Genomic DNA, 24,816 nt, shown 5'->3' with positions numbered 1-24,816 from the left:
TAGGAGTCGTTCGGCCAGGTCGGCGTCCAGCTCTATCCCGGCAGCATCGCCACGCCTACACCGCAGGTATTCAGCGTGGCCTCTGAGCCGTTTCACCGCGGGCGGCTTCAGAGTCGGCCCATCTCCTTGGAGGACGGGTCGCGTACTGCAACCCCGGCCCATATCCGCCAGGTTGGAGCCGGGAGGTACTGTTACGGGACTTCGGACGCTGATTCACTTTCGTTACGCCTTCTGGCCTTGCTAGCCGGACCCGAGCCGTCTGGCAGTGCCGACTCGTCCCGACGTTGTCGAGGCTGCTTCCCGCCCTCCTCAGCGTTCCCTGAGTTGGACTGCCTCCAGCTTCAACCGGGCCTCTACGGCGGTCCGGCGGTGGGGATTCGCACCCGCACACGATCTCCTAGCGCCTCGTGGCGCACTCGGTGGTTGTACCAGTCGACCCACTCTGCGGTGGCCAACTCGACCTGGGAGAGCGACTTCCAGGGCCGTTGGGGCTTGATCAGCTCGGTCTCGTACAGGCCGATCGTGCTCTCCATCAGGGCATTGTCGTAGGCGTCGCCGACCGAGCCGATCGAGGCGGCGATGCCGGCGGCGTCCAGATGCTCGGCGAGCCGGAAGCTCGTATATCGCGACCCGGCGTCCGAGTGGTGTAACAACTCGCCTGGCTGAACGGGGTGTTGTTCGCGGTCGCGTTGCCACACGGCCATCTCCAGGGCGTCCAGCACGAAGACTGTTTCCTTCACGGTGGCCGCGGACCAGCCGACGATCCGGCGGGAGAACGTGTCCACGACGAAGGCGACGTAGACGACACCGGCCCAGGTCTTCACGTGGGTGAAGTCCGCGACCCAGCAGCGGTTCGGGGCGGCGGCGACGAAGTCGCGGTCCAACAGGTCCGGTGCCCGTTCGGCCTGCCCGCCGGGCAGCGTGGTGATCACGCGTGTACCGCGGACCGCTCCGGTGATGCCGAGTTCGCGCATCAGGCGTTCGACGGTGCAACGGGCCACGTGGTGGCCCTGCCGGTTCAGCTCACGCCAGATCTTCCTGGCCCCGTAGACGCGGTAGTTGGCCTCGAAGACCTCGCTGATCTGTTCCTTGAGTTCGGCATCCCGCACGGTCCTGGCCGACGGCGTGCTCCGTCGTTCGTGGTGGGCGTAGTAGGTGGAGGGGGCGATCTTGCAGTCGTGTCCGGTGAGGGTTCTGCAGATCAGCTCGTTATCAACGGCCGTGTTCAGGATCGCCCGCAGGATCTGGTACGCGTTGACCACGGTCGGCTCACCGGTCTGCTCCAGACAGGCCGTACGCCAGGTCCGGACCCGAGCTGTCGTGATCAAGGCACCCACACACAGGAAGGGCCGGTGGCCATGAGCCGAGCGCTATGCGACTCGGGGACAGGCCGGTCGGCTCCGACCTCTCGCCGTTGTCAACTGCACGCCGTTGGATGGGAAGTTGGGAGTAGGTGGGGAGGACTGGGGCCGGCAACAGGGCCAGGACCGCAACGGGAGATGATCCGCTCATGCGCATACGAAGAGAGGCCCGCTGGGTCTTATGGGGACTGTGGCTTGCATGTCTGGTGTTCTGCATCTGGTTCTTCGCAGAGGTGATCATATTGTACATACAGGCCGAATCCTGGTGACACAGGTACCGTGCCGCTCCCGTGCCAGAACGGGCGGGAGTCACGGGGAATCGGGGTTCGTCGGGGGTGTGCCGTCACGCGCCGCCCGAAGTAGGCAATCCCCAGGTCAGGCCCGCGATCGCCCTACCTCGTTCTGGATGTCGAGCGACATAGACCAGTTCGTGCCAGGCGAGACCGGGGCCGGCGAAGTGGCCCTCGATACTGCCGAGCGAACGTGGTCGATCCCAGTCGGGATCGGTCAGGTAGTAGTCGATCCCGCAGTCCTCGGGGAAGTTGCGATAGACGATCAGAACGGTGTGTCCGCGTTGCAAGGGCAACCGGAGGACAGGCCAGGCAGCCGGGTCAGTGAGAGTCCTGTAGGCCTCCTCGGTGTCCGCGCCATCGACGCCGAACCATCCTGGCTCAGGATCCACGTCCTCCCCTTCGGCCAGCCACAGCAAGTGCGCGGGCCAGAAACCGGGAAGGCCGAGCAATTCCTCACTGAACGCAAGAGGGTCGTCCTCATATCCAGGGATCACCACACGATCAACCTGCCACCTCGGCGCCTGCTTCCTGTCGGTGAGTATCTGAGTGCGAGACAACAGCGACGTACAACGGCGAACACTCGCGCACAGCGACAGACCATTGGAGGAGGTGAGAGGCACACCGGCTCCAGGTCGAGCACCCACCCAAGTTACTTCGGGACAAAGCGGTCCCGTAGGCAAGACAGGGCTAGTCAGACACGCCCAAGTCCTCACGCATGATCCGGCGCATGGCGGTCAGTGCGGGTTCTGCAGCCTTCAGGTCGATGAGTGCCTGATCCGCGTTCCCTCCTTCCCGAGCCAGACCCCGATCAATGCGCTTGGCAGTAGCGTCGATCGCGGCCAGGACAACGTTCGACTCGCGAGATGCCCTGAGTACCGCTTCAGGGACAATCATCTGAGCTTCGGCGTAGCGATCCCGGTAGTCCCGCCGCACCTCCTCGACCTGGGCGCGGTCGTCGTCGGTGTAGACACCGTCTCGCATGCGATGGAGGGCGTCTTTCAGCATGGTGTGGAAGTGACGGGACGCGCGGTTCATAGCGCTGTACGCAGCGCGCCGTTCCTCAAAGACCCGTCTTCCCTCCTCGGCCTGCCTCTCTTCCGCTCGCTGGCGCTTCGTGTCGTCCAAGTCGTAATCACAGGCGCCAGGAGCGTGCCGAGCACTCCAAGACGGCAGTGACCATGGCGGCAGTCGTGGCACCCATGCGCGCGACCCTAGCGGCTGGCCGCTTTCGCTGCCCCCAGAACGGCCCGCTGACATCCATGCCTGACATCAACGACATCAGACAAGGACGCACGCAAGCGTCTCTATGCGGCTGGGAAGACGGTCAGCATCACCGAGTCCACGGACTCCGGATCGAACTCCTAAAGCGTGTGTCGCAGGTTCGAATCCTGCCGGGGGTGGCACCAGGTCTGACCAGCGCGTTTACCTCTCTGAGGTAGGCGCGCTGGTCGTCGTAGCCGTGACATTAGCCGTCAGTAGGTTCCACATCATGGCAAACACCAAGGTCGAGACCACTCAACGAGGCCGCGTCCGGCGCAATGGATCCGGCTCCTGGCGCAGCGCCTGCAGCACGGCCGGGGCCGGCAGCTCGCGCAGGAGGTCGACACCATGCTGTCCGCCCGCGACTGGGCGAGGAACCCGGCGAATGCTCGGATGGCGTGCTGCAGGAGCTCTTTCTCGCTGCGTGCCTCGGCGAGTTGGGCCTGGGTCTGCTCGTCCTCGATGGCGGCCAGCGGCAGCCAGAGGTGGTTCTGCTTCCTTGCCCAGGTGATGTCGGGGTAGGTGGCGAAGGCGTTGGCCCGAGTCCGTACATCAGTGAGGTATGGCAGGTCAGGCCCTCGCTCGCGGCGATCGTCAGGGCGTAGTCGAGGGAGAGCGCGCCGCTGACGATCTTATCTGTCTTCACCCAGGTCGACTCGTGGCCCGCGCTCTGCGAGGCCTTATCGGGCGTTCGCCAACTGATCTGGACGTTGTGGTCGGCGTCGATCACCGTGATGATGGAGCGGTATCCGTTGAGCACGTCCGGGCCTCCGCCCCGTCGGGACCGGTGGTCGTTCTGACGGACGCGTACGACGTCGCCGACCGCGAGGGTGAGGGCGTCGACGCCGGGCAGCGCGTAGGTGTGCTCGGCGCCGAGTTCGCCAGCGACCCGGCGGAGCTGCTGTGCCCCGGGGTTGAGGGCGTCGACATCGCTGTTGCGGGCGGCCAGCGCCACCAGGTTGTCGATGAGGTCGTACGCGTCCGGCCAGTGCTGGCGCCGCAGTTCGTCCCAGGTGGTGATGGATCTGTGAACGCGCTTCGTCGGCGGTTTCGGTGGGGTGGACCCGGTCGCCTTCCGCGAGCAGCTGCAGCGCGAGTGCGTGGTCGCCGGTGCGCCATATCTCCAGCGCGGCGCGTTCGGCGGCGTCCTCCTGGCGGCGGTTCTCGGTGAGCGTCAGCCCGTGGACCAGGCGGTGGACCAGGCAGTGGACCAGGCAGTGGGCCACCTGCCGGGCCCGATCGCCTGCAGTTGCAGGCGATCGCCGATGGCGACGACTCACACTTCCTCGCCCCCGAACACACCACATCAAAATGGCACCGTCAGAAGGAAACCCTACCCCTGACCAGCAAAGACAACGGCAACCCGACGACGACAACTGCCGCAGCGGCTCTGCGTCAATCACCCGCGGCATCGCATCCAGACCGCATCGCGAATCGGGCATCCTGGAGCGAACCGTACTCTGACAGAGCACTGACAGGGAGCAAACATCGCTCGGGAACGATGGGCGCCATGCAGACGCGAACCTCTCGAACAGCGCCCAGCCCCCGTCGTCTCACGCGGAACACCCTGCTCGTCGCGGCCGGCATGACCGCCGTTGCGCTCCTGACCGGATGCGGCGGCTCGGGCAGCACGTCAGACAGTGCCTCAGGCGCCGGCGAGGATGTCGCTTCGCTGCCCTCTCAGGGGGGCGGCGCGGCGGCGAAGTCCGGGTCGGCGGGGAAGCCTAGCGGCACGGCGGACCCGGACGCGGGGCGTCCCCAGGTGCGGTTGGACAGTAGTCAGGAAGACATCGACCGCATGTGGGAGAGCTTTGAATCCTGTCTGAGGCAACATGACGGTCCGGACTGGAAGCAGAAGATGATAGAGGCCAGGAAGTCCGGGAAACCCTGGGCGGCCGATAAAGCCTGCCACTCCAAGGAGCCGCTCCAGCCCCCGGAGCTCGATCCGGCCAAGAACCCCCACTTCGCCGACGACACGCGGGCGATGGTCCAGTGCATGAACGGCAAGGGCATCAAGAGTGAGGTGGACTCCCAGAGTGGCTTCTGGGGGCTCATTCACGGTGATGAGATGAATGCTCCTGGATTCGGCGACGCCGTACGCACGTGCCAGATCAAGGCATTCGGCGGGAACAAGTAGGCCGCTGGGCGGATCATGCCGGCAGGTGGAGCGTGAAGGTGGTTCCGGTGCCGGGGATGCTGGTCACGGTGACCTCGCCCTCGTGTGCTTCGACCAGTCGGCGCACGATGGCCAGGCCCAGTCCGCTGCCGCCGGTTTGGCGGCTGCGGGAGCGCTCGGCGCGCCAGAAGCGGTCGAACACCCGTGGGAGGTCGTCCGGGGAGATGCCGCTGCCCGTGTCGGCGACCTCGATCAGTACGGTGTTGCCCTCGCGTCGGGAGCGCAGGGACACGGTGCCGCCGGCCGGGGTGTGCCGCAGGGCGTTGGAGATCAGGTTGCCCACGATCTGCCGCAGCCGCAGCGGATCCGCGAACGTCCACACATCGCCCTCGGCGCACACCTCGAGGGCGACCCCTGCCGACTGGCCGTGGCTCCCGTATACGGTGGCGGCGTGCTCGAGGATCGTGCCCGCCTTTACGTACTCCAGGTGCAGTTCGAGCGTGCCGGCGTCGGACGCGGCAAGGACCTGGAGGTCGTCCACGATGTGCTGGAGGAGCAGGGTCTCCTCCAGCAGCGAGGCGGTCACTTCGTCCTCGGCCGACAGCATGCCGTCCTGCGTCGCCTCCAGCCAGCCGCGGATGGTGGTCAGCGGGGTCCGCAGCTCATGGGCGATGTCACTGACCATCGCCTTGCGCTGCTCTTCCATGCGCTCGCGATACGCGGATAGGTCGTTGAACGCCGTGGTGAGACGACCGATCTCGTCGTTCGCCGCCACGGGCAGCGGGACGTACGGCTGTCCCGGCAGACGAACCGCGTCGGTGAGCGCGCGCAGCGGCCTGACCATGCGGAGGCCGACAGCGGCGGTCACCGCCGTGGTCACGACGAGTACCAGCGCGGTGACGCCGGCGATCCGGGCGGCGTTGGCCGCGGAAAAGTCGAACCGCGACACCGCGGCCGAGCCGCTCGACTCGCTGACGTACACCCGCGCCGCCGGTGCGACGTAGGGGGCGAGTTGTTCGCGGCGGCTTGTGTCGATGCAGTTCTGCGTGGCTGTGCCCAAGGCGCCGTCTTCCGCCGGCGGAGCAGGGGTGAAATCGAGGCCGAGCTTCACGGTGTGCAGGCCCTGGCGCTGCAGACAGCCGGTGATCAGCTGATTGAGATGGGCGAGGGCCGCGGACTCGGTCGGTGTGGGGGCGTCGAGGCGGTACAGCTGGCAGATGAGCGAGGCCTTCAGTTGGATGTCGCCGCTCCCGGAGATCTGGATCCGGGGCCGCCCGCCGGGGACATCGGCCAGTGTGACGGCGACGGGGAGCTGCAGTCTGTCGCGCACGCAATCCACGCCTTTCTTCGCCGTGGCGACGAGCTGTCGGCGTTCCGCCGGCGGCAGCCGGAACGGGCCGAGCGCCTTGGGGTAGATGCGGTCCGCACTGGTGTCGCGGATCAGCGCGGGATCGGTCTGGAGGGGGTCCACGACCGCGAGCGCCTCAGCGGAGTTCGGCCCGGCCGCACCGGGGGAAGAGTCGGCGATCAGCCTGCCACCGGGGCTCTGGAGATCGCGCAGCGCGATACGGCGGTGGGTGCGCACGGCGAGTTCCTTGACCGTCCGGTTGACGCCGTCCCACCGCGGATGGGTGGCCGCGTAGTCCATCAGGGTCCGGTACACGGTGACGTCGTCGGTGAGTGCCTGCCCGCTCTGCTTACGGATCACACTGCTGGTCGTCTGCACCGCGAGCCACGCGGTGGCCGACAGGGCGCACACGGCGATGAGCAACGACGCGGCCAGCAACCTCGTCAGCAGGCTCTTGTGCAGTGGGACTCCGGCTAGGCGGGTGCCGATCCTCACCGCTCGCCCCGCGGCTCGGCCCGGAAGCTGTCCGGGCCGTCCGCGGTGCCCGAGCCGTCGGTCAGCTTGTAGCCGACGCCGACGACGGTCAGCAGATAGGCGGGCCGCCGGGGGACGGGTTCGATCTTTTTGCGCAGGTTGAGGATATGTACGTCGATCGTGCGCTCGGTGACGAAGGCGTTGGCGCCCCGGGTGTGCGTGAGCAGTTGCCGGCGGGTGAAGACACGGTCCGGCGCGGCGAGCATGACCGAAAGCAGCCGGAACTCACCCGCTGTCAACTCGATGCGCCGTGCGCCGAGTCTGACCTCGTGCCGTGCCGCGTCCATCGTGAGGGCGCCGACCTGCAGTACCGTCTCCTCTGCCGGCTCCGCCTCGACCTCGGCCGTGCGCCGGGCCCGCCGCAGCAGGGTCCGGATACGGGCCATCAGCTCCCGGACGCTGTAGGGCTTGGTCATGAAGTCGTCGGCCCCCAGCCCCAGCCCGCGTAGGAGATCGTCCTCGGTGTTACGGGCCGTGAGCATCAGGATGGCGAGCTCGGACTCCCGGCGCAGCACGCGGCAGACCTGCAGTCCGTCCACCACGGGCATCATCACGTCCAGGACCAGCAGATCAGGTCGGTGGCGGCGGGCCTCGTCGATGGCAGAGCCCCCGTCGTGGACGATCACGACGGTGTGGCCCTCGTGCTCGAGGTAGCGGCGAATGACCGTGGCCTGCCTGAGGTCGTCCTCGGCCACCAAAATATGTGCGCACACAAGCGCCACGGTAAGTTACCCGCGGAGCCTCGAACATGCTTTTGATGCCGATCTGACAGCGTCCTCACATCGCTCGGTCACGATGGCCGCCATGTCCCCCGATCTGTTGCGGCACGTCCGCAAACACCGCATGGAACATGGCCCGGCCGAGCCACCGCAGCTCCAGGACCCGGAAGACGGGAACGAAGGGAGTGGCGGGAGAGGGAAGCGGCTGGCCATCGCGCTCGTCGTGGTTCTCGCGGTGGGCGGGGCCGGTGTCGGTCTGATCGCAGGCAGCGGTGACGACCGGCAGACCGGCGCAGTGTCGAACGGCGCATCGCGGAACGCGACGGTGGCCGTGGTCAGGACCGATCTGTCTGACGCGTTGTCGCTGCAGGGGTCGCTCGGCTTCGGCCGGGCGGTGACGGTCAAGGGCGGCAAGGAAGGCGTGGTCACCCAGCTGCCGGGCGTGGGCGCCACGGTGTCCAGGGGCGAGTCTCTGTACCGGCTGGACGATCGTCCGGTGCCCGTGTTCTACGGCTCCACACCTCTGTTCCGTACGCTCGACACCAAGGGCGTCGCCGGGCGGGACGTGAAGGTCATCGCCGACAACCTGCAGGCCCTGGGGTACGCCGTCGGTACCCAGCCCGCGCCGGGCTCCTGGATCGATGAACCGGTGCAGCAGACGGATCCGGCTCATTCCGGATCGGCGCAACCCTCCTCGGCTCAGTCGGGTTCGGCGCAGCAGTCCGGTTCGGTGCGTCAGGCTTCGGCTCAGACCGGTCCGTCGCATCAGCCTTCGGCACCGGCAGGTCCGAGCGGTGCGGCGGGCACGGGAGCCCCGGCGAGTTCGGCCCCTGCCACGGTCCACACCCAGCTCAAGAAGGGAGAAGCCGTACTCACCGACTCCCTCATCTCGGCCGTCAAGAAGTGGCAGACCCACGTCGGCATGTCCCCCACCGGGGTGCTCGGGCCGGGCGACGTGTACGTCACCAGCGGCGCGGTGCGCGTCGGCGCGGTGCAGGCACAGCCCGGCGACCCGGCCACCGGGACGCTGCTGTCGGTCACCAACACGGTCAAGCTGGTGACCGTGCCGGTCGACCCGACCCAGGTCGGCTCGATCAACAGCGGTGACAAGGTGACCGTCGTCCTGCCTGACAACTCCACGACACCCGGTACCGTCTCCGCCATCAGCACGACGGTGCAGTCCGGGGACGCGGGCTCAGGGGGCAACGCGTCCGGCACCTCCCGCGTGAACGTCACCGTCACTCTGAGCAACGCCAACGCGGTGAGCCGCCTGAACTCCGCGACCGTCCAGGTGCAGTTCAGCACCCACACCCGCAAGGGCGTGCTCGCCGTACCGGTCGGCGCGCTCCTCGCGCTGAGCGGAGGCGGGTACGCCGTCCAGCTTCCCGACGGCCACCTGGTGGCGGTGAAGACGGGACTGTTCGCCAAGGGACAGGTGGAGATCACCGGCGAGGGCATCGGCCCGGGCACGAAAGTGGTGACCACGTCATGACCATCGCCGCACCCGCCAATCCCGCGCCCCTGCACACCGGTTCCGGACCGGTCCTGGCGGTCCGGAGCGCGAGCATGGCGTACGCCGGCGGAGTCAAGGCCCTCGACAACGTCTCACTGACCGTCAACACCGGTGAACTGCTCGCCATCGTGGGCCCCTCGGGTTCCGGCAAGTCCACGCTGCTCAACATCATGGGCACCCTCGACCGGCCGACCGACGGTGTGGTGGAGATCGGCGGCCAGGACGTGACGGTCTTCTCCGACCGGCGTCTTTCCGCGCTGCGCGGCCGCCTGCTCGGTTTCGTCTTCCAGCAGTTCCACCTCACCGAGGGCCTGACCGCCGCCGAGAACGTCGCGACCGGCCTGCTCTACGCCGGAGTGGCGCGCCGCCGACGCCGCCCGCTCGCGCTGGAGGCGCTCGCCCGGGTCGGCCTGGCCCACCGTGCCGGGCATCTGCCCCGCCAGCTCTCCGGCGGTGAGAAGCAGCGCGTCGCCATCGCCCGCGCACTGGTGCACAACCCCGCCCTGGTCCTGGCCGACGAGCCCACCGGCGCGCTGGACAGCACCAACGGCCGGGCCGTGCTGGACCTTCTGACCTCTTTGAACCGTGAGGGAGCCACCATCGCGGTCATCACCCATGACACGGACATCGCCATGAGCCTGCCCCGACGGGTGGAGATCCGCGACGGCCGCATCGTCGCCGACACCCGCGGGGGAAACCCGTCATGAACCCAAGCTCCACAGCCCCTACGGCCTTTGCCGAGGCGGCCACCAGGCCCGTACGGCTGAGCCCGCTGGACGTCCTCGGTCTGGGCCTGCTCGGCGTCCGCACGCGCACGATGCGGGCCGCGCTGTCGGCGCTCGGGATCTCCATCGGCATCGCCACCATGATCGTCGTCACCGGCATCCCGGCCTCCAGCCGTGCGGCACTGCTGGACCAGCTCACGGCCCTGGGCACCAACATGCTCAAGGTGCAGTCCCAGCCCAACAAGGATCAGCCCATCCTGTTCCCGCCCGATGCGGACCGCATGGTCGCCCGCATCGGTCCCGTGACGATGACGAGCGCCGTCGCCAACACCCACGCCACCGTTCACCGCTCCGACCGCATCGCTGCGGACGACTACTCCGGTCTCACCGTTCTGGCGAGCCGGACCAACCTGCTCCCCGCGCTGAACGCCTCCGTCAGCTCGGGAACCTTCCTCACCTCCGCGGGCGAGAAGTTCCCCACGGCGGTCCTCGGCTCGGTCGCCGCCACCCGGCTGGGCATCGAGCCCCTGCGCCCCGGTCAGCCGAGTCCGCAGATCTTCATCAACAATCACTGGTTCACGGTCGTCGGCATCCTCACCACGACACCGCTCTCCCCGGACATCGACCGCTCCGTCCTCGTCGGCTGGGACGCCGCCCGCACCGAGCTGAAATTCGACGGGCACCCCACCGTCGTCTACGTCAAGGCCCGAGAAAGCGCGATGGAGGCCGTCCGGGACGTCCTGCCCGCCACGGTCTACCCGCAGCTACCGGGCATGGTGCAGGTCAGCCGTCCGTCCGACGCGCTGGCCGCGAAGCGCGAAGCCGAGGCCAACTTCTCCGCTCTCTTCCTGGGCCTGGCCGGGGTCGCCCTGCTGGTCGGCGGTATCGGCGTGGCCAACACCATGGTCATCTCCGTCCTCGAACGCCGCCGGGAGATCGGCCTGCGACGCGCGCTGGGCGCCCACCGCGGCCAGATCCGCAACCAGTTCCTGACCGAGTCGGTCATCCTGTCCGCACTGGGCGGACTGGCCGGCGTGGTGCTCGGCATCCTGGCAACCATCGGTTACGTCAGCTACCAGCACTGGCCCGTGGTCATCCCGCTCGCCACGGTGGCCGAAGGGTTCGGCGGAGCCATCCTGGTCGGAGTGACGGCGGGCGTCTACCCCTCAATCAGGGCATCCCGCCTCACCCCCACCGAGGCTCTCGCCTCCGCCTGAAACCGGCGGACCGTCCCAGCGGAGACGCGGCGTCGTAGACGGCGGTGACGGTCGCCATCCGGCGCCGCCCGCCGCGTTCCCGGTCCGGCAGCTGGGCGGAGGGCGGCCGGGGACCGGCCTGTGACGGTCTCCCGCTACACCTACCGGGGCAACAAGATCCCAAGCCCTGGCCCGCCACTGCCTGACGGCAGACTCCGTGGAGAGCCCGTTACCGAGAGATCGGTACGGCGGGTTCGGCGAGCGGTCCGGGGAAACGGACCGGGATCAGTCCCGGCACCGCGCCCCGGGCCGACTCAACAACACGAAGCCCCCGGGCATGCCGACGGTCTCACGTGCCTGCGCCATGTCCGCCCGAAGCCAGCTTCCTCCTGAACTGGCCTCCGGAGTGTCACCGGTTGTCCTAGTCTGACCCGCATGACACCGGGGGACAGGGTCGACGGGCGCTTTGAGCTGATCGAACGGCTCGGCAGCGGGGGAATGGGTACCGTGTGGCGGGCCAGGGACACGGTGCTGCACCGTGAGGTAGCCCTCAAGGCGGTGCGTCAGGACACGGACGCCTCGCACACCGTACGGGAACGCGTCATGCGAGAGGCCAGGGCGCTGGCCCGGCTCAGCGACCCGCACGTGGTGACGGTGTACGAAGTCATCGAGGCGGAGCCGCACCCGTGGATCGTGATGGAACTCGTGCCCGGCACCTCGCTCCAGCAGCGCATCGCCGCGGGTCCGCTGAGCCCCGCAGAGACGGCCCGCATCGGCCGCCAGCTGCTCTCCGCCCTGCGCGCCGCGCACGCCGCCGGCATCCAGCACCGGGACGTCAAACCCGCGAACATCCTCATCCGCCCCAACGGCACCGCCGCCCTGACCGACTTCGGCATCGCCGCCCTCCAGGGCGCGACGGCGCTGACCGCGTCCGGTGAACTCATCGGCACCCCGGAGTACATGGCTCCGGAACGCATCCGCGGCCGGGACGACGACCCGGCCTCCGACCTGTGGTCCCTCGGGCTGGTCCTGTACGTGTGCACGGAGGGCGCAAGCCCGCTGCGCCGCGCGACTACGCTCGCCACCCTGGCCGCGGTCCTCGACGAGCCGGTCCCCCCGCCCGTACGCTCCGGGCCTCTGGCTCCCGTCCTGCAGTCCCTCCTCGTGCGGGACCCAGCGGCCCGCCCCGACGCCGGGCAGTTGGACGCGATGCTCGCAGAGGTCGAGGCCGGCACCGCACCGTGCTGGGCCCAGCCGACGATGACGGCGGCACGCATGCCGACCCCGGTGCTCCAGGCGCCCCCCACACAACAGGACGTACCCAAGCCTGGGCGGCCAACTCGCAGCCGTACCACGGTGTTCCTCGCAGCAACCGCTGTCCTGGCCGTCACCACGGCGACCGCGTTGGTGGTGACCTTTCACGCACATGAGGACAACAAACCGACCGCCGGGCCGGCCGGCGCCACGCCCACGGCCAGGCCCACGCCCACGTCGCTCACACCGGCCCCCCACACGCGGCCGGCGACCCCCCTTCCGGGGCACAACCCAGACCCGACACCGACACCGACACCGAGCCCGTCTTCCTCCCCCACACCGAGCGGGTCGCAGCAGTCCTCGGCCCCGGCAGATAGCGGCCGTTGGATCGCACAGCTGTCCTCCGAACCCGTCTCCTCGGGCACCGCTGCCCGCGACCAGCACCTCCACCGCATCCGTACCTCCGTGCCCGAAGCGCTCTACCTGCGCAGCGACGATTACGCCTCCCTACGCCCCGGCTACTGGGTGATCTATGCACCGGGCCCCTTCGCCGACGGCCGCGCGGCGCTCACCTTCTGCGCCGAGCGTGGACGCACCACCGCGAACGCCTGCATCGGCCGCTACCTGAGCACCAGCCCCGCCGACTTCACCCTCCAGTGCTACCCCCCGGCGCCCGAGGCGAAGGGCGGCTGCACACGCAACGGCTCCTAGGACTCCGTTGGGTCTGTCTTCACGCGGCCGGCCCGTACATGGCCTGGCTCAGCCCGGCTCTGTTCCACCACGCGTGACGTGCTCGGCGAAGAATGCCAGGACACGTTGCCACGCGTCCGCCGCCGCGTCGGCATGGTAGTTGCGCCACTGGTCGTTGAAGAAGGAGTGTTTGGCTTCCGGATACACCTTCAGGTCGTGCGGAGTGCCAGCCGCCGTCAGCTCGGTTTCCAGTACTCCGGCGGCCTTGGTGGTGAAGTCCTTTCCCGGCCATGATCCAACGACTGGGCACAGTCGGCGGATCGCCTCGCGCGGCTTGGGCGCGGCACCGTAGAACGGTGCGATGGCGGCCAGCCGATCATCGGTACATGCCCACGTCAAGACGAGGGAACCGCCCAGGCAAAAGCCGATGGCGCCGATCCGGGCGGCATCGACCTCGGGATGATCGGCCAGGAGTCCGAGCGCGGCCTTGAGAGCCGGAACACCGTAGTGGTCGAGATTCCCGGTCATCGCGCCCACGAACATCCGCGCCATGCACAGGGCCCGGTTGCGTCCCTCGAACAGGTCGACCCCGAGCGCGGCGTACCCCTCGGCGGCGAACCTCCGGCAGATGTCCCGGATGTGGTCGTTCAGGCCGGACGCCTCGTGGATGACGACGACACCCGGATACGGTCCCGTGTCGACGGGAAGGGCCAGAAAAGCACTGCCGAGCGTTTCGGTCCGCATCGTTCCACTCTGTCACGCGGACTCGCGGCACCGCGGGTCCCAAACGTCCCCTCTAGCGTTCCGTATCAGGAGGTCCAGCAGGACCAGCCGTCCTGGCATCGGGCGAGCGATGAGTTCGTGGGCTGGTGACCGTCGTCGAGGCACGCTGGCGCGCGCTGCCCCGGAACACCTCGGCACCGACGGCCGAACGCTTCACCCGTCTGCACGAGGAACACGGCACCCACCGGATCGTGGAGGTCGATCAGCGCCCCGGGGCGGGTACGGGCTTCTGCTGGCGGATCGAGCAGGCCACGAGAGGCGTTCCCCTCGTGAGCACCTGCGTTCACGCCCCCGCGACGACGACCTACCGGGACGGCCCCTTCCCGGTGGAGATCGGCCTCGGCCGGGTCTGGCCACACGCCGCCCAGCGGGTCAACGTGGTCGTGAGCCGGTGGCCGGCCGCCGTCACGCTGGTGGATGGGGCGTCCGGGCTGCCCGTCCGTCCAGAGCCTGACGGCGAACCAGTTCGACGGACTCCCACGACACGGTGGCCATGGCCACCAGTGACAGCAGCAGGTAGAAGACGGAGAGCTTGTGCAGGTCGTCGAGGAAGTACCAGATCGATGCGGTGGCACTGAACCAGAAGGCGACCAGTGAACCGGCGGCGCGCTTCTTGCTGCGTGCAGCGCTGACGAGGCAGCAGACGGCGGCCACTGCGAGCAGAACGGCGACGGCGAGGTAGGAGTAGGCCCACCCGACATAGGCGCGTCTCAGTTCAGAGTTGACCGCCACGGCCTCGGCCACGGGCCCCCAGCCCACCACACAGGACAGTCGTGTGGACCACGGCAGCGCCACCAGGCCCAACACGCCGGCTGCCATGGCAACCCAGCCGAAATGAGCGGTGTCCACCAGTCGGCCACGTGCGCACAACAGCGAAAGCAGGCAGCCGAGCAGAGCCAGAGCGCTGTCGGTGGAGGGACGCAGGGAAACACGGAAGGTGTCCCGGAGCGCAGTTCGGCCGCCGGAACGCGTCACCGGGGACCCGGGTGTGGTGGCTTGAACCGTCGGCATGGAGGTCTGTATCAGGACGTCGGCGAGGGCTGCGCGCATCTCCCCGGCATCGGCGAAGCGTTCCTCGGGGTCCTTGCCAAGGGCACGCAGGATCACCGCCTCCACCGCCACGGGTACCTGCGGCCTCAGCCGGGAGACCGGCTCGGGTGCGGCGAACAGGTGCTGGTGCATGATGGCGAAGGACGATTCGCCACGGAACGGGGGCGTACCGGTGAGCAGTTCGTGCAGCAGGCACCCCATCGCGTACAGATCGGCCCGATGGTCGATCTCCGTCCCGTTGATCTGCTCAGGGGAAAGGTAGGCGGGGGTGCCGATCGCCGCACCGCTTCCGGTGATGCGGGTGGCGGTCTCGGTGAAGGCCTTGGCGATACCGAAGTCGAGGACCTTCACGGTGTCGGACCCGGTGAGCATGATGTTCGAGGGCTTGATGTCCCTGTGTACGATCCCGCACTCGTGGCTGTGCTGCAGCGCGTCCAGCACCGCGCACGCCACGTTGACGGCGTCGGCGACAGGCAGTGGGCCGTCTCGCAGGGCCTCGGCGAGAGTGGCACCCTGCACGTACTCCATGACCAGGTAGGGCCACGGGCCATCCGGGTGCGACTCCTCGCCGACGTCGTGGATGGTGGCCACCGCTGGATGGTTCAGCGCGGCAGCCGCGTGCGCCTCGCGCCGGAAACGGGCTCGGGATTGCGGATCATGAGCCAGCGCCGAGGAGAGCAGCTTCACCGCGACAGTGCGGCGCAGCCGCTGGTCCACCCCGCGATGGACCGTTCCCATGCCGCCTTGGCCGAGTTTCTCGACCAGCTCGTACCGGCCGCCGAGGACCATGTCCCGCCCCACTCACGCCTCCTGTGAATCAGAAACCCGACGCAGCTTACGGCGCGCCCTCAACGGGCCCGTCGCCACCACCACAGCGCGGCGGGTCGTGGAGCAGGAGTTCGAGCGCACTGCCGGACGCACGTGCCCGGTCGTCCAAGGCCGGAGAGCAGGCCGTTCCGAGTCGTGGTCCGGCGGTCGCGCCGTGCAGCAGGACGCGTTGCCGAAGGACGGAGCCCGGCGGATGGTCGACGGTCAGGCCGGCGAGCGCAGGGCTGCCACCTGGGCCACGAACGGTCGGGCGCACCCCCTTGCTCCGTGCCCGGGACGGCACCCGTTGCGGGGCCACCGCCGTAGCGCCGACCACCCCGCTGTGGCCGGACTCGGGCCGAGTGGTGCGGTCGGTCGACGCCACGCTCGAACCAGTCGGCGGAGCCGGCGACTTCGAACCAGTCGATGAGTGTGATCACGAAGAGTTCCGTCTGGGAGGCACCGGGAATTCGTCACCGTCGCAGACGGCGCTCAAGCGGCCGTGGACCGCAGGTGGGCCACGGAGTCCGGCGTCGGAAGAGCGGAATGAGAAGACCGGAGAACGGGACTGATGGTGTGGATTGCGCGTGAGTACGCTGGACGGCTGGCCAGGTGCGCGGTCGTCTTCGAGCCAGATGGTCCAGCTCGCACCGGACACATGCGGAGTCGGCCGTGCGGTCGGATCACCGGGAGGGAACCGCCCCCGGCTCGTCCACAGACGGGGATGCCCGGTTCTCCACACCACTGCCGGTCGCCGGAAGGCGCACGCCCGATCCATCACGACACCGCGTCGTACCACCGCGGCTGATCGCGGTCTGGGCGGGCACCGGGGGCTGGTCCGGCCAGGTGAAGGCGTACCGGGGGGCCTCCCCGCGGCTCAGCCGTACGAAGCGCAGGAGTTCACGGACGATGCCCGCGTTGCCCATCGCCCAGCCGGTGCACGGTTCGAGGTCGCTCGGGGTGGCCCGGTACTCGCAGTTGGACCAGCGAGCACCGTCACCGTCCCGGATCGCACGGGCGGTAAGGTCCGCGACGAGGACGTGGGCGAAGTCGCAAGAGTCCTGTTGTTCGGCGATCCGGTCACAGGCCAGGGCGAGGACGCCGGCGGTTCCGCAGCAGCGGCCGTTGTTGTCCCAGAACCCGGGGCGCAGCCGCTGGGGCAGTCCGGAGTGGGTGACCGTGTGCCAGCAGCGGTCGGCGAGGGCGGACCAGGCGGGGTCGGCGGTGATGTCCCGCAACAGCCGGAAGGCCTGGGCGTCGCCGGCCGGGCCGTGGCACCAGCCGTAGCTGATGGGCTCGATCACGTCGGGGCGGTACTGCGGGGTGGAGTGCGGCACCAGGAAGCCCTCCGGTCCTGCTTCGTCACGTGCCACGATCTCCGCGGCACCGGCCAGCGCCAGTTCGACCAGGTCCGCACGACCGGTGTCCCCGCCGACCCGGGCAAGTGCCAGGACGATGCCGAGCGTGCCGTGCGAGACGTGGTGCAGGCGGGAGTCGACACCCGTGCGAAAGGCCCACTGGACGCCCGACGGAGTATGTTCCGCCGTCCACACATACGGTTCGGTAGCGAGGACGGCCAGTTCGGTGTCACCGGCGAGGAGTGCCCCCAGACCGATCCCTGCGTTGCCGCCCATCAGCTCGAACAGTTCGCCCCAGCGGGTGCCGTCGAAGCGTGACCTCACGACCTCCAACGCGCGGTCGGCGGCTGCGCCGGCGGCCGTGTCGCCGAGCTCTTCGTGGAGGGCCCGCAGGACGAGCGCCATGCCGGTACGGCCGAAGTAGAGGGAATCGTCGGCGATGTCGTCGACGCAGTCCGCGAGGCTGCGCGCCGCTCGCAGGGCGGCGTCGGCGTAGGAGTCATCGCCGAAGTGCCGCCACGCCTCCAGAAGCACGGGGACGTTCCCGGCCGTGCCGCTGTAGAGCGTCGGGTTGAGCTCGTTGTCCGAAGGCCTGGTCGTCCAGGCGAGGCCCGCTCCGGGGGTCTCCCGCGCCGCCCCGGTCAGCCATCTCAGCCCGTCCACCGCGAGTCCCTCGACCTCGTCGACCGCCGCGGCCCGGGCTTGTGATGCCGTCATGGACCCACTCTCGCATGATCTCCGCATCAGTCCAGGGGGCGGTGGCGTTCCGCGGAACCTCGGCCGCCGCACCGCGACCGCACCGGATCGGGTGGGAACGGCGGAGGGTCACGAGGCGAGGCGGGTTCGGCGGTGGCCGGGCTCCGCCGGATTCTCACGCCGAGAACCAGCGTCGCCGACGGGACCACGAGCCGGTCAGCCGACACCGATGCCCCGTGCCGGCCCGGCCCCGTCCCAGCAGCGTGGAAGCGCCCAACGATGCACCGGGCCGCCGGTCGCAGCCGGCTGCACCAGGGCTCGACCCGTGCATCATGGAGCATGGGTGTCGATCTGGAACTGCACTCGGCGCGGGCTGCCCGCAACTGGCGCAAGTCCCGCGCACCGCCCCTGCAGAGCTCCTATGGGCACGGCGGCACCTTGGCCGATGCGCTCAACTCGCGCCGGCGCCTTTGAGCTTCCGGCCCGCTCACCGCCATCGATGCGTACGGGGACACGTTGATGAACGAGCAGGAGTGCGCAGTGGCTCTCCAGGAGATCCAGCGTCTGGGGCAGCGATGCGGGAACGAGCGTCAGCTCGTCGCGTGGGGCGACCTCGCGACGATGCTCGACCAGTGCGGGGCCACCCCGGGCAGTCACCTGTGGTTCGCGGGCGACTGAAGCGATCTCCACTGCCGCTTCCCTGACCACCCGGGCGGTTCGGCATCGTCCGAGCCGGCGCCCCGGTGAGCGCGGCGCCACCCACCGGGGCCGCCCAGCCGCGGTGGGCGGCACGTCTCAGTGTCCGCTGATCGCGAGCTCGTAGTCACCGATCAGGTCGCCGAGCAGGGTTCCGGCGGTGAGGTCGCCGGTGACGTGGCCAGCCATGTAGAGCCGGGAGTAGAGGACTTCGGCCTGCATCCACCGGTAGTCCCCGGCCCGGCGCGGGGAGAGGGCGCCGAGGAAGGTGACGGCGGCGGCGGACCGGCTGGCGTGGCTGGAAGGGTAGGAGTACGGGCCTTTGGCACCGGGCTTGATGTGCTTCTCGGGGCGCAGGGTCGGGTCCATGACGAAGGGCGCCGGCTGCCTGTCGCGGGCGGCGACCTGGTCGCTGATGGCCTTGGCCAGCTTCAGGGCCGACGTGAGTTCGGCCTTCTCCGCCTTGCCCCGCGGGGCGGGGGTGAGTTCGCGCTGGTCGTGGAGGTAGAGCTTCCAGATGTCCTTCTTGCCGTTGAGCTCCAGCCAGGTGGCCGCCTTCCTCCCGGCGGCCGTCCGGGCCCTGGCCAGTTGCTGGACCTGCCGGAGCTCCGCGGTGCGTTCCTTCGCCGTGGGCGGTGCGGGGACCTGAAGGGCGGCCCAGGTGGCGAACGCCTTGTCGTCGCGGGTGGTGCCGTGCGCCTTCTCCCACTGGGCGAAGAGGGTGTCGGCCTTCTTGCGCTGGGCGTCGGCCTGCTTGCCGATGGGGGTGATCTCGGCGTCCGTGAACAGGGACGGTGGCGGGTTCTTCTTGACCCGGTCGGTCGCCGAGAGTTTCTTGTTCGACGAGGAAGCCGTGGCCCCCAGTTGCGGCCGCAGCAGGCCGAAAGCGGCAGCGGTCACGGCGAGCAGGGCAATGGCTGCGTACTGCCATGTGACACGGCTCAGGGCCTTCATGCGGCAGGGATCCTTTCGAGGAGCGGTGCGGGACGGGCCACGGCGGTGAAGTACGTGCGGGCGAGGCGGCGCACGTCGTTGTCGGGCAGGCCGGGCCTGAGCAGCGACTGGCCGACGATGTACTTGCTCAGGGAGACAGGCCGGGCGCCCAGGCGCAGCAGGAGGCGGTCGGCTGGGGCAGGCCGGGCGCCGCCCTTGGTTTCGACGAGGACGTGCCCCGGGTCGAGGGCTGCGGTGCGGTCCCCGTGATGGCAGGTGAGGACGCCGTCGAGGGTGACGCGCGTGCCGTGGTCCAGGTCGGCGAGGGCCGCACGGACATAGCGGATCTCCGCTGCGGCGGACAGCGCCGCGGGGGCGACGGGGACATCCGCCCGCCGCAGCACTCCGTCGACGAACTCGGCGGCGGAGTCGTCCAGTCGGCCGTAGGCGCGGGTGGGGGCTTTAAGTGCGTGTTTGACGGTGGCGCCGCGGCCGTCCTTCGTCTTCACTTCCACCCGGCACAGTCCGTCCTCCGCGTACAGGCGGGTACGGACCTTCCAGCGACGGCGGCGCCGCTGGATGTGGGCCCGCCAGGCGCCCAACTGCCCGGTGTCGAAGTAGGTGCTGAGGTAGCTCGTCGTACGTCGGCCGGCCAGGTCGAGGACGTGGTGGCTGCCGGCGAGCTGGTCCACGAGGAGCCGGGCACGGTCGAGGGGGAGCAGGTACTTGCGGTCGGTGCGGTGCTGGAGTGCGGCGGCCGCGTCGACCTCGGCGAGGCTGGCGCCACGCAGTGCGGACAGCCCGAGGTCGGCCGCGAGGAGCAAGGCGGGCGTCACGCGGCCGTCACCTGCTCGCGCGGCTCGGTGTCCTGGGCGGTGCCCCCCTCGGCCGGTACGACGGGATAGCGGGCGGAGACCCGGGTGGTTTCACGGACGTAGTCGACCTCGTCGACCGCCACCGACAACGGCGCCTGGCCGAAGCGCAACGCGACGTCCTGGGCGATCACGGACGGGTCGTCGTAGATGCGGTCCAGGGTCAGTTTCACCGTGCGGGTCGGCGGCTGGTAGGCGCGGGGGTCGTCGACCAGCAAAACAGCCACCAGGACCGCCGCGTCGAGTGCGATGACAAGCCAGCTGTCACGTTGCGGAAGTCCGGTGCACAGGGCTATGACCAGCGTCACGAACGTGTAGGCGACGTCGCGCAGGGTGAAGGCGGCGCTGCGGAGCCGGACCAGGGAGAGGATGCCGAACAGGCCGAATCCGACCCCCGCCGGGAACTTGCCCGCGCTGATCGCGCTCATCGCCGCGAACAGGCCCAGGTTGAGCGCGACCAGGACCAGCGGCATCGCCGGTGCGCTGGGGCGGCGCCGGTAGAGCCACCCGACCAGGACCATCAGGGCGACGACATCGAGTCCGCCGCGCGTGGTGAGGTCGATGGGGCCGATGTGCTCGGTGATGCCCTTGGCGGCGAGCACCCATGCGTCCATGACTGTCCCTTCCGTCCCGGCACCTCGGACGGCGGACCAGTCGCGGTCCGCGGAGCACCGCGACGTGAAGGACGGTAGGTAGGTCACATGAACAGACCATGAAGCCTTTCTTCCGGGCGCCCGGGGCACGAGGCACGGGCGGTTAGCCTGACCGGCATGCACTACCTGGTCGTCGACGACGAAACCCGCCTCACCGACCTCGTCGTCCGCTACCTCACCGAGTCCGGACACACCGCGCAGGGCCGCTACGACGGCATCTCCGGCCTGGCCGCCGCCCGCGATCCCCGCCTGGACGGGATCGTCCTGGACGTGATGCTGCCGGGCATGGACGGGGTCGAGGTCTGCCGAACGTTGCGCAACGCGGGCGTCGATGTCCCCGTGATCCTGCTCACCGCACGCGGGGCGATCAGCGAACGGGTGGCCGGGCTGGACGCCGGCGCCGACGACTACCTGGTCAAGCCGTTCGCCATGGAGGAGTTGCTGGCCCGGCTGCGTGCGATCTCCCGCCGCCGTCCCGACTGCTCCGGCCGGCTCCGGGTGAGCGACCTCGTCCTCGACCCCGGACAACAGCGTGCCTGGCGGGGTGACACGGAGCTCGACCTGTCCCGGCGGGAATTCGCCGTGCTGCGGGTGCTGATGGAGAACGCCGGCCAGGTCGTGACCCGACTGCACCTGCTCGACGAGGTCTGGGACGGCGAGACCGACCTGCGCAGCAACGCCATCGATGTGCACGTCTCCAAGGTGCGTGCCAAGGTCGACCGTGCCTTCGGTCGTACGACGATCACGACCCTGCGCGGGCGGGGCTACCGCCTGGAGACCTCCTCGTGACCCTGCTGGGCCGGGCGGGATCCGGGTTCCGGCGGCTCCCTGTGGTCACCCGTCTCGTGCTGGCCGTCGCCCTGACCATGTCCCTGGTCCTGACCGGAGCAGCCGGGCTGGTCTACTGGCGGGTCCAGACCGCCCTCGACCGACAGCTCCACGATGACCTGGCCGCCTACCAGCACAGCCTCGACCGGGCTCTCCGCGCCGGCACCGCGATGCCGTCGGGCCCCAGCGGCAGCCTCTACCAGGTCCTCGACGACCGAGGCCGGGTCCTTGCCGCCACTGACTCCGAGAGCCATCGCGCCCTGCTCACACCCGACGAACTCAGCTCGGCCGTACGCGGTCACGCGGTACGACGTGATGTCGGCTCGCTACTGCCGATCACTCCGGACACGCTGCGTCTCCAGGCCAAGCACGTCACGGTCGACGGAGCAGCACGCGTCGTCGTCGCCGCAGTCCGGCGCGGACATCGCGACGAGGCGCTGCGCGAGCTCCTCGCCCAACTCGCCTTCGCCTCCGGACTGACCCTGATCGCCGCCTCGTACGTCGGCTACCGCACCGCCCGTGCCGCGTTGCGTCCCGTCGAGCGCTACCGCGCCGCAGCCGCCACCCTCGCCGACGGCGCGCAGAACTTGCGTCTGGACGTGCCTGCCGATCGCGACGACGAGATCACCCGCCTCGGGCACACCCTCAACCGCATGCTCGACCGTCTGGAAGCGTCCGCCGAACGCGAGCACCAGTTCATCGCGGACGCGAGCCACGAGCTGCGCACCCCGCTGTCCCTGCTGCGGGCCGAGGTCGACGTCGCCTTGCACCGCCCCCGCTCGGCCCGGGAACTCACCGACACCCTGCGCTCCGTGGACGCCGAGGTCCAGCGTCTGATCGCCCTCTCCAACGCCCTGTTGGACCTGGAGGAACTCGGCAGCACCGACCACCTCACCCGGGCACCCGTACCACTCGCCGCCCTCGTCGGCGCCGCCGTCGCCCCGCACCTGCGCAGCGCCGAAGAGGACGGGCGTGGACTGACCACCGACACGCCGGACGCCAGCGCCGACGTCGACGCACGCTGGTTGGTGCCCGCCATCGGCAACCTCGTCCACAACGCCCTCCGGCACGGCGCCGGGACCGTCCGCCTCACCGCCGCCGTCCACGAGGGCAGACTGCGGCTGTGCGTCGCCGACGAGGGTACGGGCTTCCCGCCGGAGTTCCTTCCCCAGGCGTTCGACCGCTTCGCCCGCGCGGAAGCGAGCCGCACGAGCGAGGGATCCGGCCTCGGGCTCGCCTTCGTGCAGGCAGTGGCCACCGCTCACGGAGGTACTGCGCGCGCCGAGAACTCCGGGGGCGGCGCCGTCGTCACCCTCGACCTTCCGTGCTGACCGGCGCACGGCTCTCGCCCTCGGACCGGTGCACCGCAGGGTGGACGCAGGGCGCCGCGCCTGCCGGACCTGTACCCGTTCGGATGTCCGGGCGCCGGTGGAGCAACTCGGCCGTCCCACGTGACCGGCCGGCCTCATGGGGATGCGAACCGAATTCAGGGCCGCTCGCGCGCAGCCCTCGGCACGTGCCCTCCCACCATCAGGAGTAGGGCACCCAGCCATCGATGCTGGCGCCGTTGTACCAGTACTTCTTGTCGCCGTGCATACCGATGGTGCGGAAAGGTGTGCCGTTGTCGTCGATCCGGGCGGTGCCCTGTCGATCGCCACTGCTCCAGCTCAGTTCGAGGTACCAACTGACGTCCCGGGTCCCGGTGTACGCGTCCACGTTCAGCACCTCTGGGTCGTCGACGGAGACCTCGTACGGGAAGTCGACCACCCGGGTTCGAATGTCGCCCTCGTGGCCCGGCACCGCCTTGGCGGTCGGCACCTGCGCATCGAGGTCCACGGCGAACGACGCCGGAGTCAGGCCACCACCGCAGCCCTCGCCCATGGTGTAGGCGTTGCCCACCGGCGCCTTGCGCACACCGGCGACCTGGACGTAGAGGGCGTGCAGTACAACGGGCCGGCCGCTGGTGCCCTGCACGGTGACCTGGAGACGCAGGTGTCCCGCTGGTGTGGCGCCCAGCGCCGCAGCCCAGCCCTGGGTGGCCTGGCCCGCGGGCGGCGGCGGCACGCTCGCCGGCGGACGTCGGAGGAAGAACCACTGGTCGCAGCGTTCGTCCCAGTTGTTGGCCAGGACGTTCACGTGGAACGGTGGCGCGGCGGAGGTACCGGCCCGCGCCTCGCCGTGGCCGGAGGACGCCCTGGCCGACGGCGGTGCGCTGCCGTTCCGGGACGCCGGAGAGCCGCTGGGGGAAGGAGTCTTACCGGAAGGCGCCACGGTGCGGGTGCCTTCCGTCGTGTCGGCCGGCCCGATCACGACCGGCCGCGGCTCGACGGTCCCGCTGCTCGTGCGCCCGGTGGGGCCCTGCGTGCGGGGCGGCACGACCCACGCGACGGCGGCAACCACGGCTGCCGTCGTCGCCCCGGCGGCTCCTGCCACGGCGAGGAGGATGTTCCGCTGCCGGCCAGTACGGGTGCCGCGCCCCCGGGCGGAACCGGGACCGGCCCCGGGCCGCGCGGGCTCCGACCCGAGCCTCCCAGGCTGCGAGGCAGAGTCGGGGCGGAGCCGGAGGGCGGGGGGTGGGTTGGGGTTGGGGTTGGGGTTGGGGTTGGGGTTGGGCTGAGGCTGGGAGTTGGGCTCGGGCTGGGCCTGGGAGTTGGGATCGGGCTGGGGCTCGGATTCGAGCCTGGGTACCGGCATGGCCTCGACCGCTCGGGGCGCTGTTCCCGGCCCATGCTCGACAGTGGCAGGGGCTGGCACGGCTGCTGCGGGTGGCACGGCGGCAGGCGCCTGGGCCCGCCGCCGTGCGGCATCCGCCAGGATCCACCGCCGGTGCAACTCGACGAGTTCCTCCCGGGTGGCACCGCAGACCCGGGCGAAACGCTCCAGCGGGGCGTAGTCGTTGGGCACGGTGGTGCCGTTGCAGTAGCGGTGCAACGTGGACGTACCGACGTGGAGCCGCTTGCTGAGTGCGCCGTAGCTGCGCCCCGAGCGCTCCTTCAGCGCGAGGAGCAGCTCCCCGAGCTCCCGCACCACGTCCTGATCCACCATTCCAGCCCCCAAGCCCTCGGTCAGCGTCCCCGAACAGCGTTCCAGGCGTCGTTGTTCCCCCAGTTCAGAGGGCATGGAACCGTTCC

General features: G+C 69.7%; 22 protein-coding genes. 9 read left to right on the top strand and 13 right to left on the bottom strand.

Going from position 1 to position 24,816, the window contains the following annotated elements:
- Positions 1-353: 353 nt before the first annotated feature.
- The 3 genes from LK06_RS19185 to LK06_RS19175 all read right to left on the bottom strand — a co-directional run bounded on the left by LK06_RS19185 (position 354) and on the right by LK06_RS19175 (position 2,779).
- Positions 354-1,328, bottom strand: coding sequence for an IS3 family transposase (locus LK06_RS19185; RefSeq protein WP_159025314.1), 975 nt, complete (start codon positions 1,326-1,328; stop codon positions 354-356).
- A 376-nt stretch (positions 1,329-1,704) separates the two neighbouring features.
- Entirely contained in the window at positions 1,705-2,274 is a 570-nt protein-coding gene (locus tag LK06_RS19180; protein WP_159030172.1) for a hypothetical protein, read from the bottom strand.
- Positions 2,275-2,341: 67 nt separating this feature from the next.
- Positions 2,342-2,779, bottom strand: a complete 438-nt coding sequence (locus LK06_RS19175) for a hypothetical protein (RefSeq protein WP_234367453.1) — start codon at positions 2,777-2,779, stop codon at positions 2,342-2,344.
- A 1,384-nt stretch (positions 2,780-4,163) separates the two neighbouring features.
- Between LK06_RS19175 and LK06_RS33295 the strand changes: the two genes are divergently transcribed.
- The gene (locus LK06_RS33295; protein ID WP_159025153.1) at positions 4,164-5,051 is read left to right on the top strand and encodes a hypothetical protein; all 888 of its coding nucleotides are present in this window, start codon (positions 4,164-4,166) and stop codon (positions 5,049-5,051) included.
- A 13-nt stretch (positions 5,052-5,064) separates the two neighbouring features.
- On the opposite strand, the gene LK06_RS19160 is transcribed toward LK06_RS33295, so the two are convergent.
- Entirely contained in the window at positions 5,065-6,873 is a 1,809-nt protein-coding gene (locus LK06_RS19160) for a sensor histidine kinase (RefSeq protein WP_234367452.1), read from the bottom strand.
- A complete protein-coding gene (locus LK06_RS19155) occupies positions 6,870-7,625 on the bottom strand; it encodes a response regulator transcription factor (RefSeq protein WP_039654061.1) in 756 nt (251 codons plus the stop codon). The genes LK06_RS19160 and LK06_RS19155 overlap by 4 nt, the downstream gene beginning before the upstream one ends.
- A 91-nt stretch (positions 7,626-7,716) precedes the next feature.
- Between LK06_RS19155 and LK06_RS19150 the strand changes: the two genes are divergently transcribed.
- The 4 genes from LK06_RS19150 (at position 7,717) to LK06_RS19135 (ending at position 13,030) form a co-directional block, all read left to right on the top strand.
- Positions 7,717-9,123: a hypothetical protein gene (locus LK06_RS19150; RefSeq protein ID WP_234367451.1), complete on the top strand. Its 1,407-nt coding sequence runs from the start codon at positions 7,717-7,719 to the stop codon at positions 9,121-9,123.
- On the top strand, positions 9,120-9,851 hold the full coding sequence (locus tag LK06_RS19145) for an ABC transporter ATP-binding protein (RefSeq protein WP_052270011.1): 732 nt from the start codon (positions 9,120-9,122) through the stop codon (positions 9,849-9,851). The genes LK06_RS19150 and LK06_RS19145 overlap by 4 nt, the downstream gene beginning before the upstream one ends.
- Positions 9,848-11,086 carry an ABC transporter permease gene (locus LK06_RS19140; RefSeq protein WP_039654037.1) on the top strand — a complete coding sequence of 413 codons (1,239 nt, stop codon included), beginning with the start codon at positions 9,848-9,850 and terminating at the stop codon, positions 11,084-11,086. The genes LK06_RS19145 and LK06_RS19140 overlap by 4 nt, the downstream gene beginning before the upstream one ends.
- A 414-nt stretch (positions 11,087-11,500) precedes the next feature.
- Positions 11,501-13,030, top strand: a complete 1,530-nt coding sequence (locus tag LK06_RS19135; protein ID WP_039654038.1) for a serine/threonine-protein kinase — start codon at positions 11,501-11,503, stop codon at positions 13,028-13,030.
- A gap of 48 nt (positions 13,031-13,078) precedes the next feature.
- Here LK06_RS19135 and LK06_RS19130 read toward each other — a convergent pair whose 3' ends face one another.
- From LK06_RS19130 to LK06_RS19120, 4 genes are all read right to left on the bottom strand, one after another.
- Entirely contained in the window at positions 13,079-13,753 is a 675-nt protein-coding gene (locus LK06_RS19130; protein ID WP_039654040.1) for a dienelactone hydrolase family protein, read from the bottom strand.
- 444 nt (positions 13,754-14,197) lie between these two features.
- Positions 14,198-15,643, bottom strand: a complete 1,446-nt coding sequence (locus LK06_RS19125; RefSeq protein WP_052270012.1) for a protein kinase domain-containing protein — start codon at positions 15,641-15,643, stop codon at positions 14,198-14,200.
- A 34-nt stretch (positions 15,644-15,677) separates the two neighbouring features.
- Positions 15,678-16,034, bottom strand: coding sequence for a hypothetical protein (locus tag LK06_RS33290; RefSeq protein ID WP_159025313.1), 357 nt, complete (start codon positions 16,032-16,034; stop codon positions 15,678-15,680).
- A 298-nt stretch (positions 16,035-16,332) separates the two neighbouring features.
- A complete protein-coding gene (locus LK06_RS19120; protein WP_078858695.1) occupies positions 16,333-17,724 on the bottom strand; it encodes a lanthionine synthetase LanC family protein in 1,392 nt (463 codons plus the stop codon).
- 318 nt (positions 17,725-18,042) lie between these two features.
- Between LK06_RS19120 and LK06_RS34915 the strand changes: the two genes are divergently transcribed.
- On the top strand, positions 18,043-18,177 hold the full coding sequence (locus LK06_RS34915; RefSeq protein ID WP_267886110.1) for a hypothetical protein: 135 nt from the start codon (positions 18,043-18,045) through the stop codon (positions 18,175-18,177).
- 45 nt (positions 18,178-18,222) lie between these two features.
- Positions 18,223-18,381, top strand: coding sequence for a hypothetical protein (locus LK06_RS34450; RefSeq protein WP_234367450.1), 159 nt, complete (start codon positions 18,223-18,225; stop codon positions 18,379-18,381).
- 117 nt (positions 18,382-18,498) lie between these two features.
- Here the strand turns inward: LK06_RS34450 and LK06_RS19110 are convergent, their stop codons facing one another.
- From LK06_RS19110 to LK06_RS19100, 3 genes are read right to left on the bottom strand one after another with little or no spacing between them, the layout of a single operon-like run.
- Positions 18,499-19,353 (bottom strand): phosphatase PAP2 family protein, encoded by an 855-nt coding sequence (locus tag LK06_RS19110; protein ID WP_043432073.1) that lies wholly within the window; start codon positions 19,351-19,353, stop codon positions 18,499-18,501.
- A complete protein-coding gene (locus tag LK06_RS19105) occupies positions 19,350-20,168 on the bottom strand; it encodes a VTC domain-containing protein (RefSeq protein WP_052270013.1) in 819 nt (272 codons plus the stop codon). The genes LK06_RS19110 and LK06_RS19105 overlap by 4 nt, the downstream gene beginning before the upstream one ends.
- A complete protein-coding gene (locus tag LK06_RS19100; protein ID WP_052270014.1) occupies positions 20,165-20,818 on the bottom strand; it encodes a DUF4956 domain-containing protein in 654 nt (217 codons plus the stop codon). The genes LK06_RS19105 and LK06_RS19100 overlap by 4 nt, the downstream gene beginning before the upstream one ends.
- 156 nt (positions 20,819-20,974) lie before the next feature.
- Between LK06_RS19100 and LK06_RS19095 the strand changes: the two genes are divergently transcribed.
- Both LK06_RS19095 and LK06_RS19090 read left to right on the top strand, forming a co-directional pair.
- On the top strand, positions 20,975-21,646 hold the full coding sequence (locus LK06_RS19095; RefSeq protein WP_039654043.1) for a response regulator transcription factor: 672 nt from the start codon (positions 20,975-20,977) through the stop codon (positions 21,644-21,646).
- A complete protein-coding gene (locus tag LK06_RS19090; protein WP_052270015.1) occupies positions 21,643-23,016 on the top strand; it encodes a HAMP domain-containing sensor histidine kinase in 1,374 nt (457 codons plus the stop codon). The genes LK06_RS19095 and LK06_RS19090 overlap by 4 nt, the downstream gene beginning before the upstream one ends.
- A gap of 199 nt (positions 23,017-23,215) precedes the next feature.
- Here LK06_RS19090 and LK06_RS19085 read toward each other — a convergent pair whose 3' ends face one another.
- Positions 23,216-24,805, bottom strand: a complete 1,590-nt coding sequence (locus LK06_RS19085; RefSeq protein ID WP_234367449.1) for a helix-turn-helix domain-containing protein — start codon at positions 24,803-24,805, stop codon at positions 23,216-23,218.
- Between the last annotated feature and the right edge of the window lie 11 nt (positions 24,806-24,816).

The sequence above is a fragment of the Streptomyces pluripotens genome, from assembly GCF_000802245.2.
GTDB classification, from domain to species: Bacteria; Actinomycetota; Actinomycetes; order Streptomycetales; family Streptomycetaceae; genus Streptomyces; species Streptomyces pluripotens.
Note: the sequence above shows the minus strand (reverse complement) of the source record. Positions and strands in the feature narration are given on the sequence as shown.

What these genes read in the sequence shown, in the direction of transcription:
- LK06_RS19150 (WP_234367451.1), top strand. Translation starts at nt 7,717, where the DNA reads ATGTCCCCCGATCTGTTGCGGCACGTCCGCAAACACCGCATGGAACAT.
- LK06_RS19145 (WP_052270011.1), top strand. Translation starts at nt 9,120, where the DNA reads ATGACCATCGCCGCACCCGCCAATCCCGCGCCCCTGCACACCGGTTCC.
- LK06_RS19140 (WP_039654037.1), top strand. Translation starts at nt 9,848, where the DNA reads ATGAACCCAAGCTCCACAGCCCCTACGGCCTTTGCCGAGGCGGCCACC.
- LK06_RS19135 (WP_039654038.1), top strand. Translation starts at nt 11,501, where the DNA reads ATGACACCGGGGGACAGGGTCGACGGGCGCTTTGAGCTGATCGAACGG.
- LK06_RS19130 (WP_039654040.1), bottom strand. Translation starts at nt 13,753, where the DNA reads ATGCGGACCGAAACGCTCGGCAGTGCTTTTCTGGCCCTTCCCGTCGAC.
- LK06_RS19120 (WP_078858695.1), bottom strand. Translation starts at nt 17,724, where the DNA reads ATGACGGCATCACAAGCCCGGGCCGCGGCGGTCGACGAGGTCGAGGGA.
- LK06_RS34915 (WP_267886110.1), top strand. Translation starts at nt 18,043, where the DNA reads ATGGGTGTCGATCTGGAACTGCACTCGGCGCGGGCTGCCCGCAACTGG.
- LK06_RS34450 (WP_234367450.1), top strand. Translation starts at nt 18,223, where the DNA reads ATGAACGAGCAGGAGTGCGCAGTGGCTCTCCAGGAGATCCAGCGTCTG.
- LK06_RS19110 (WP_043432073.1), bottom strand. Translation starts at nt 19,353, where the DNA reads ATGAAGGCCCTGAGCCGTGTCACATGGCAGTACGCAGCCATTGCCCTG.
- LK06_RS19100 (WP_052270014.1), bottom strand. Translation starts at nt 20,818, where the DNA reads ATGGACGCATGGGTGCTCGCCGCCAAGGGCATCACCGAGCACATCGGC.
- LK06_RS19095 (WP_039654043.1), top strand. Translation starts at nt 20,975, where the DNA reads ATGCACTACCTGGTCGTCGACGACGAAACCCGCCTCACCGACCTCGTC.
- LK06_RS19085 (WP_234367449.1), bottom strand. Translation starts at nt 24,805, where the DNA reads ATGCCCTCTGAACTGGGGGAACAACGACGCCTGGAACGCTGTTCGGGG.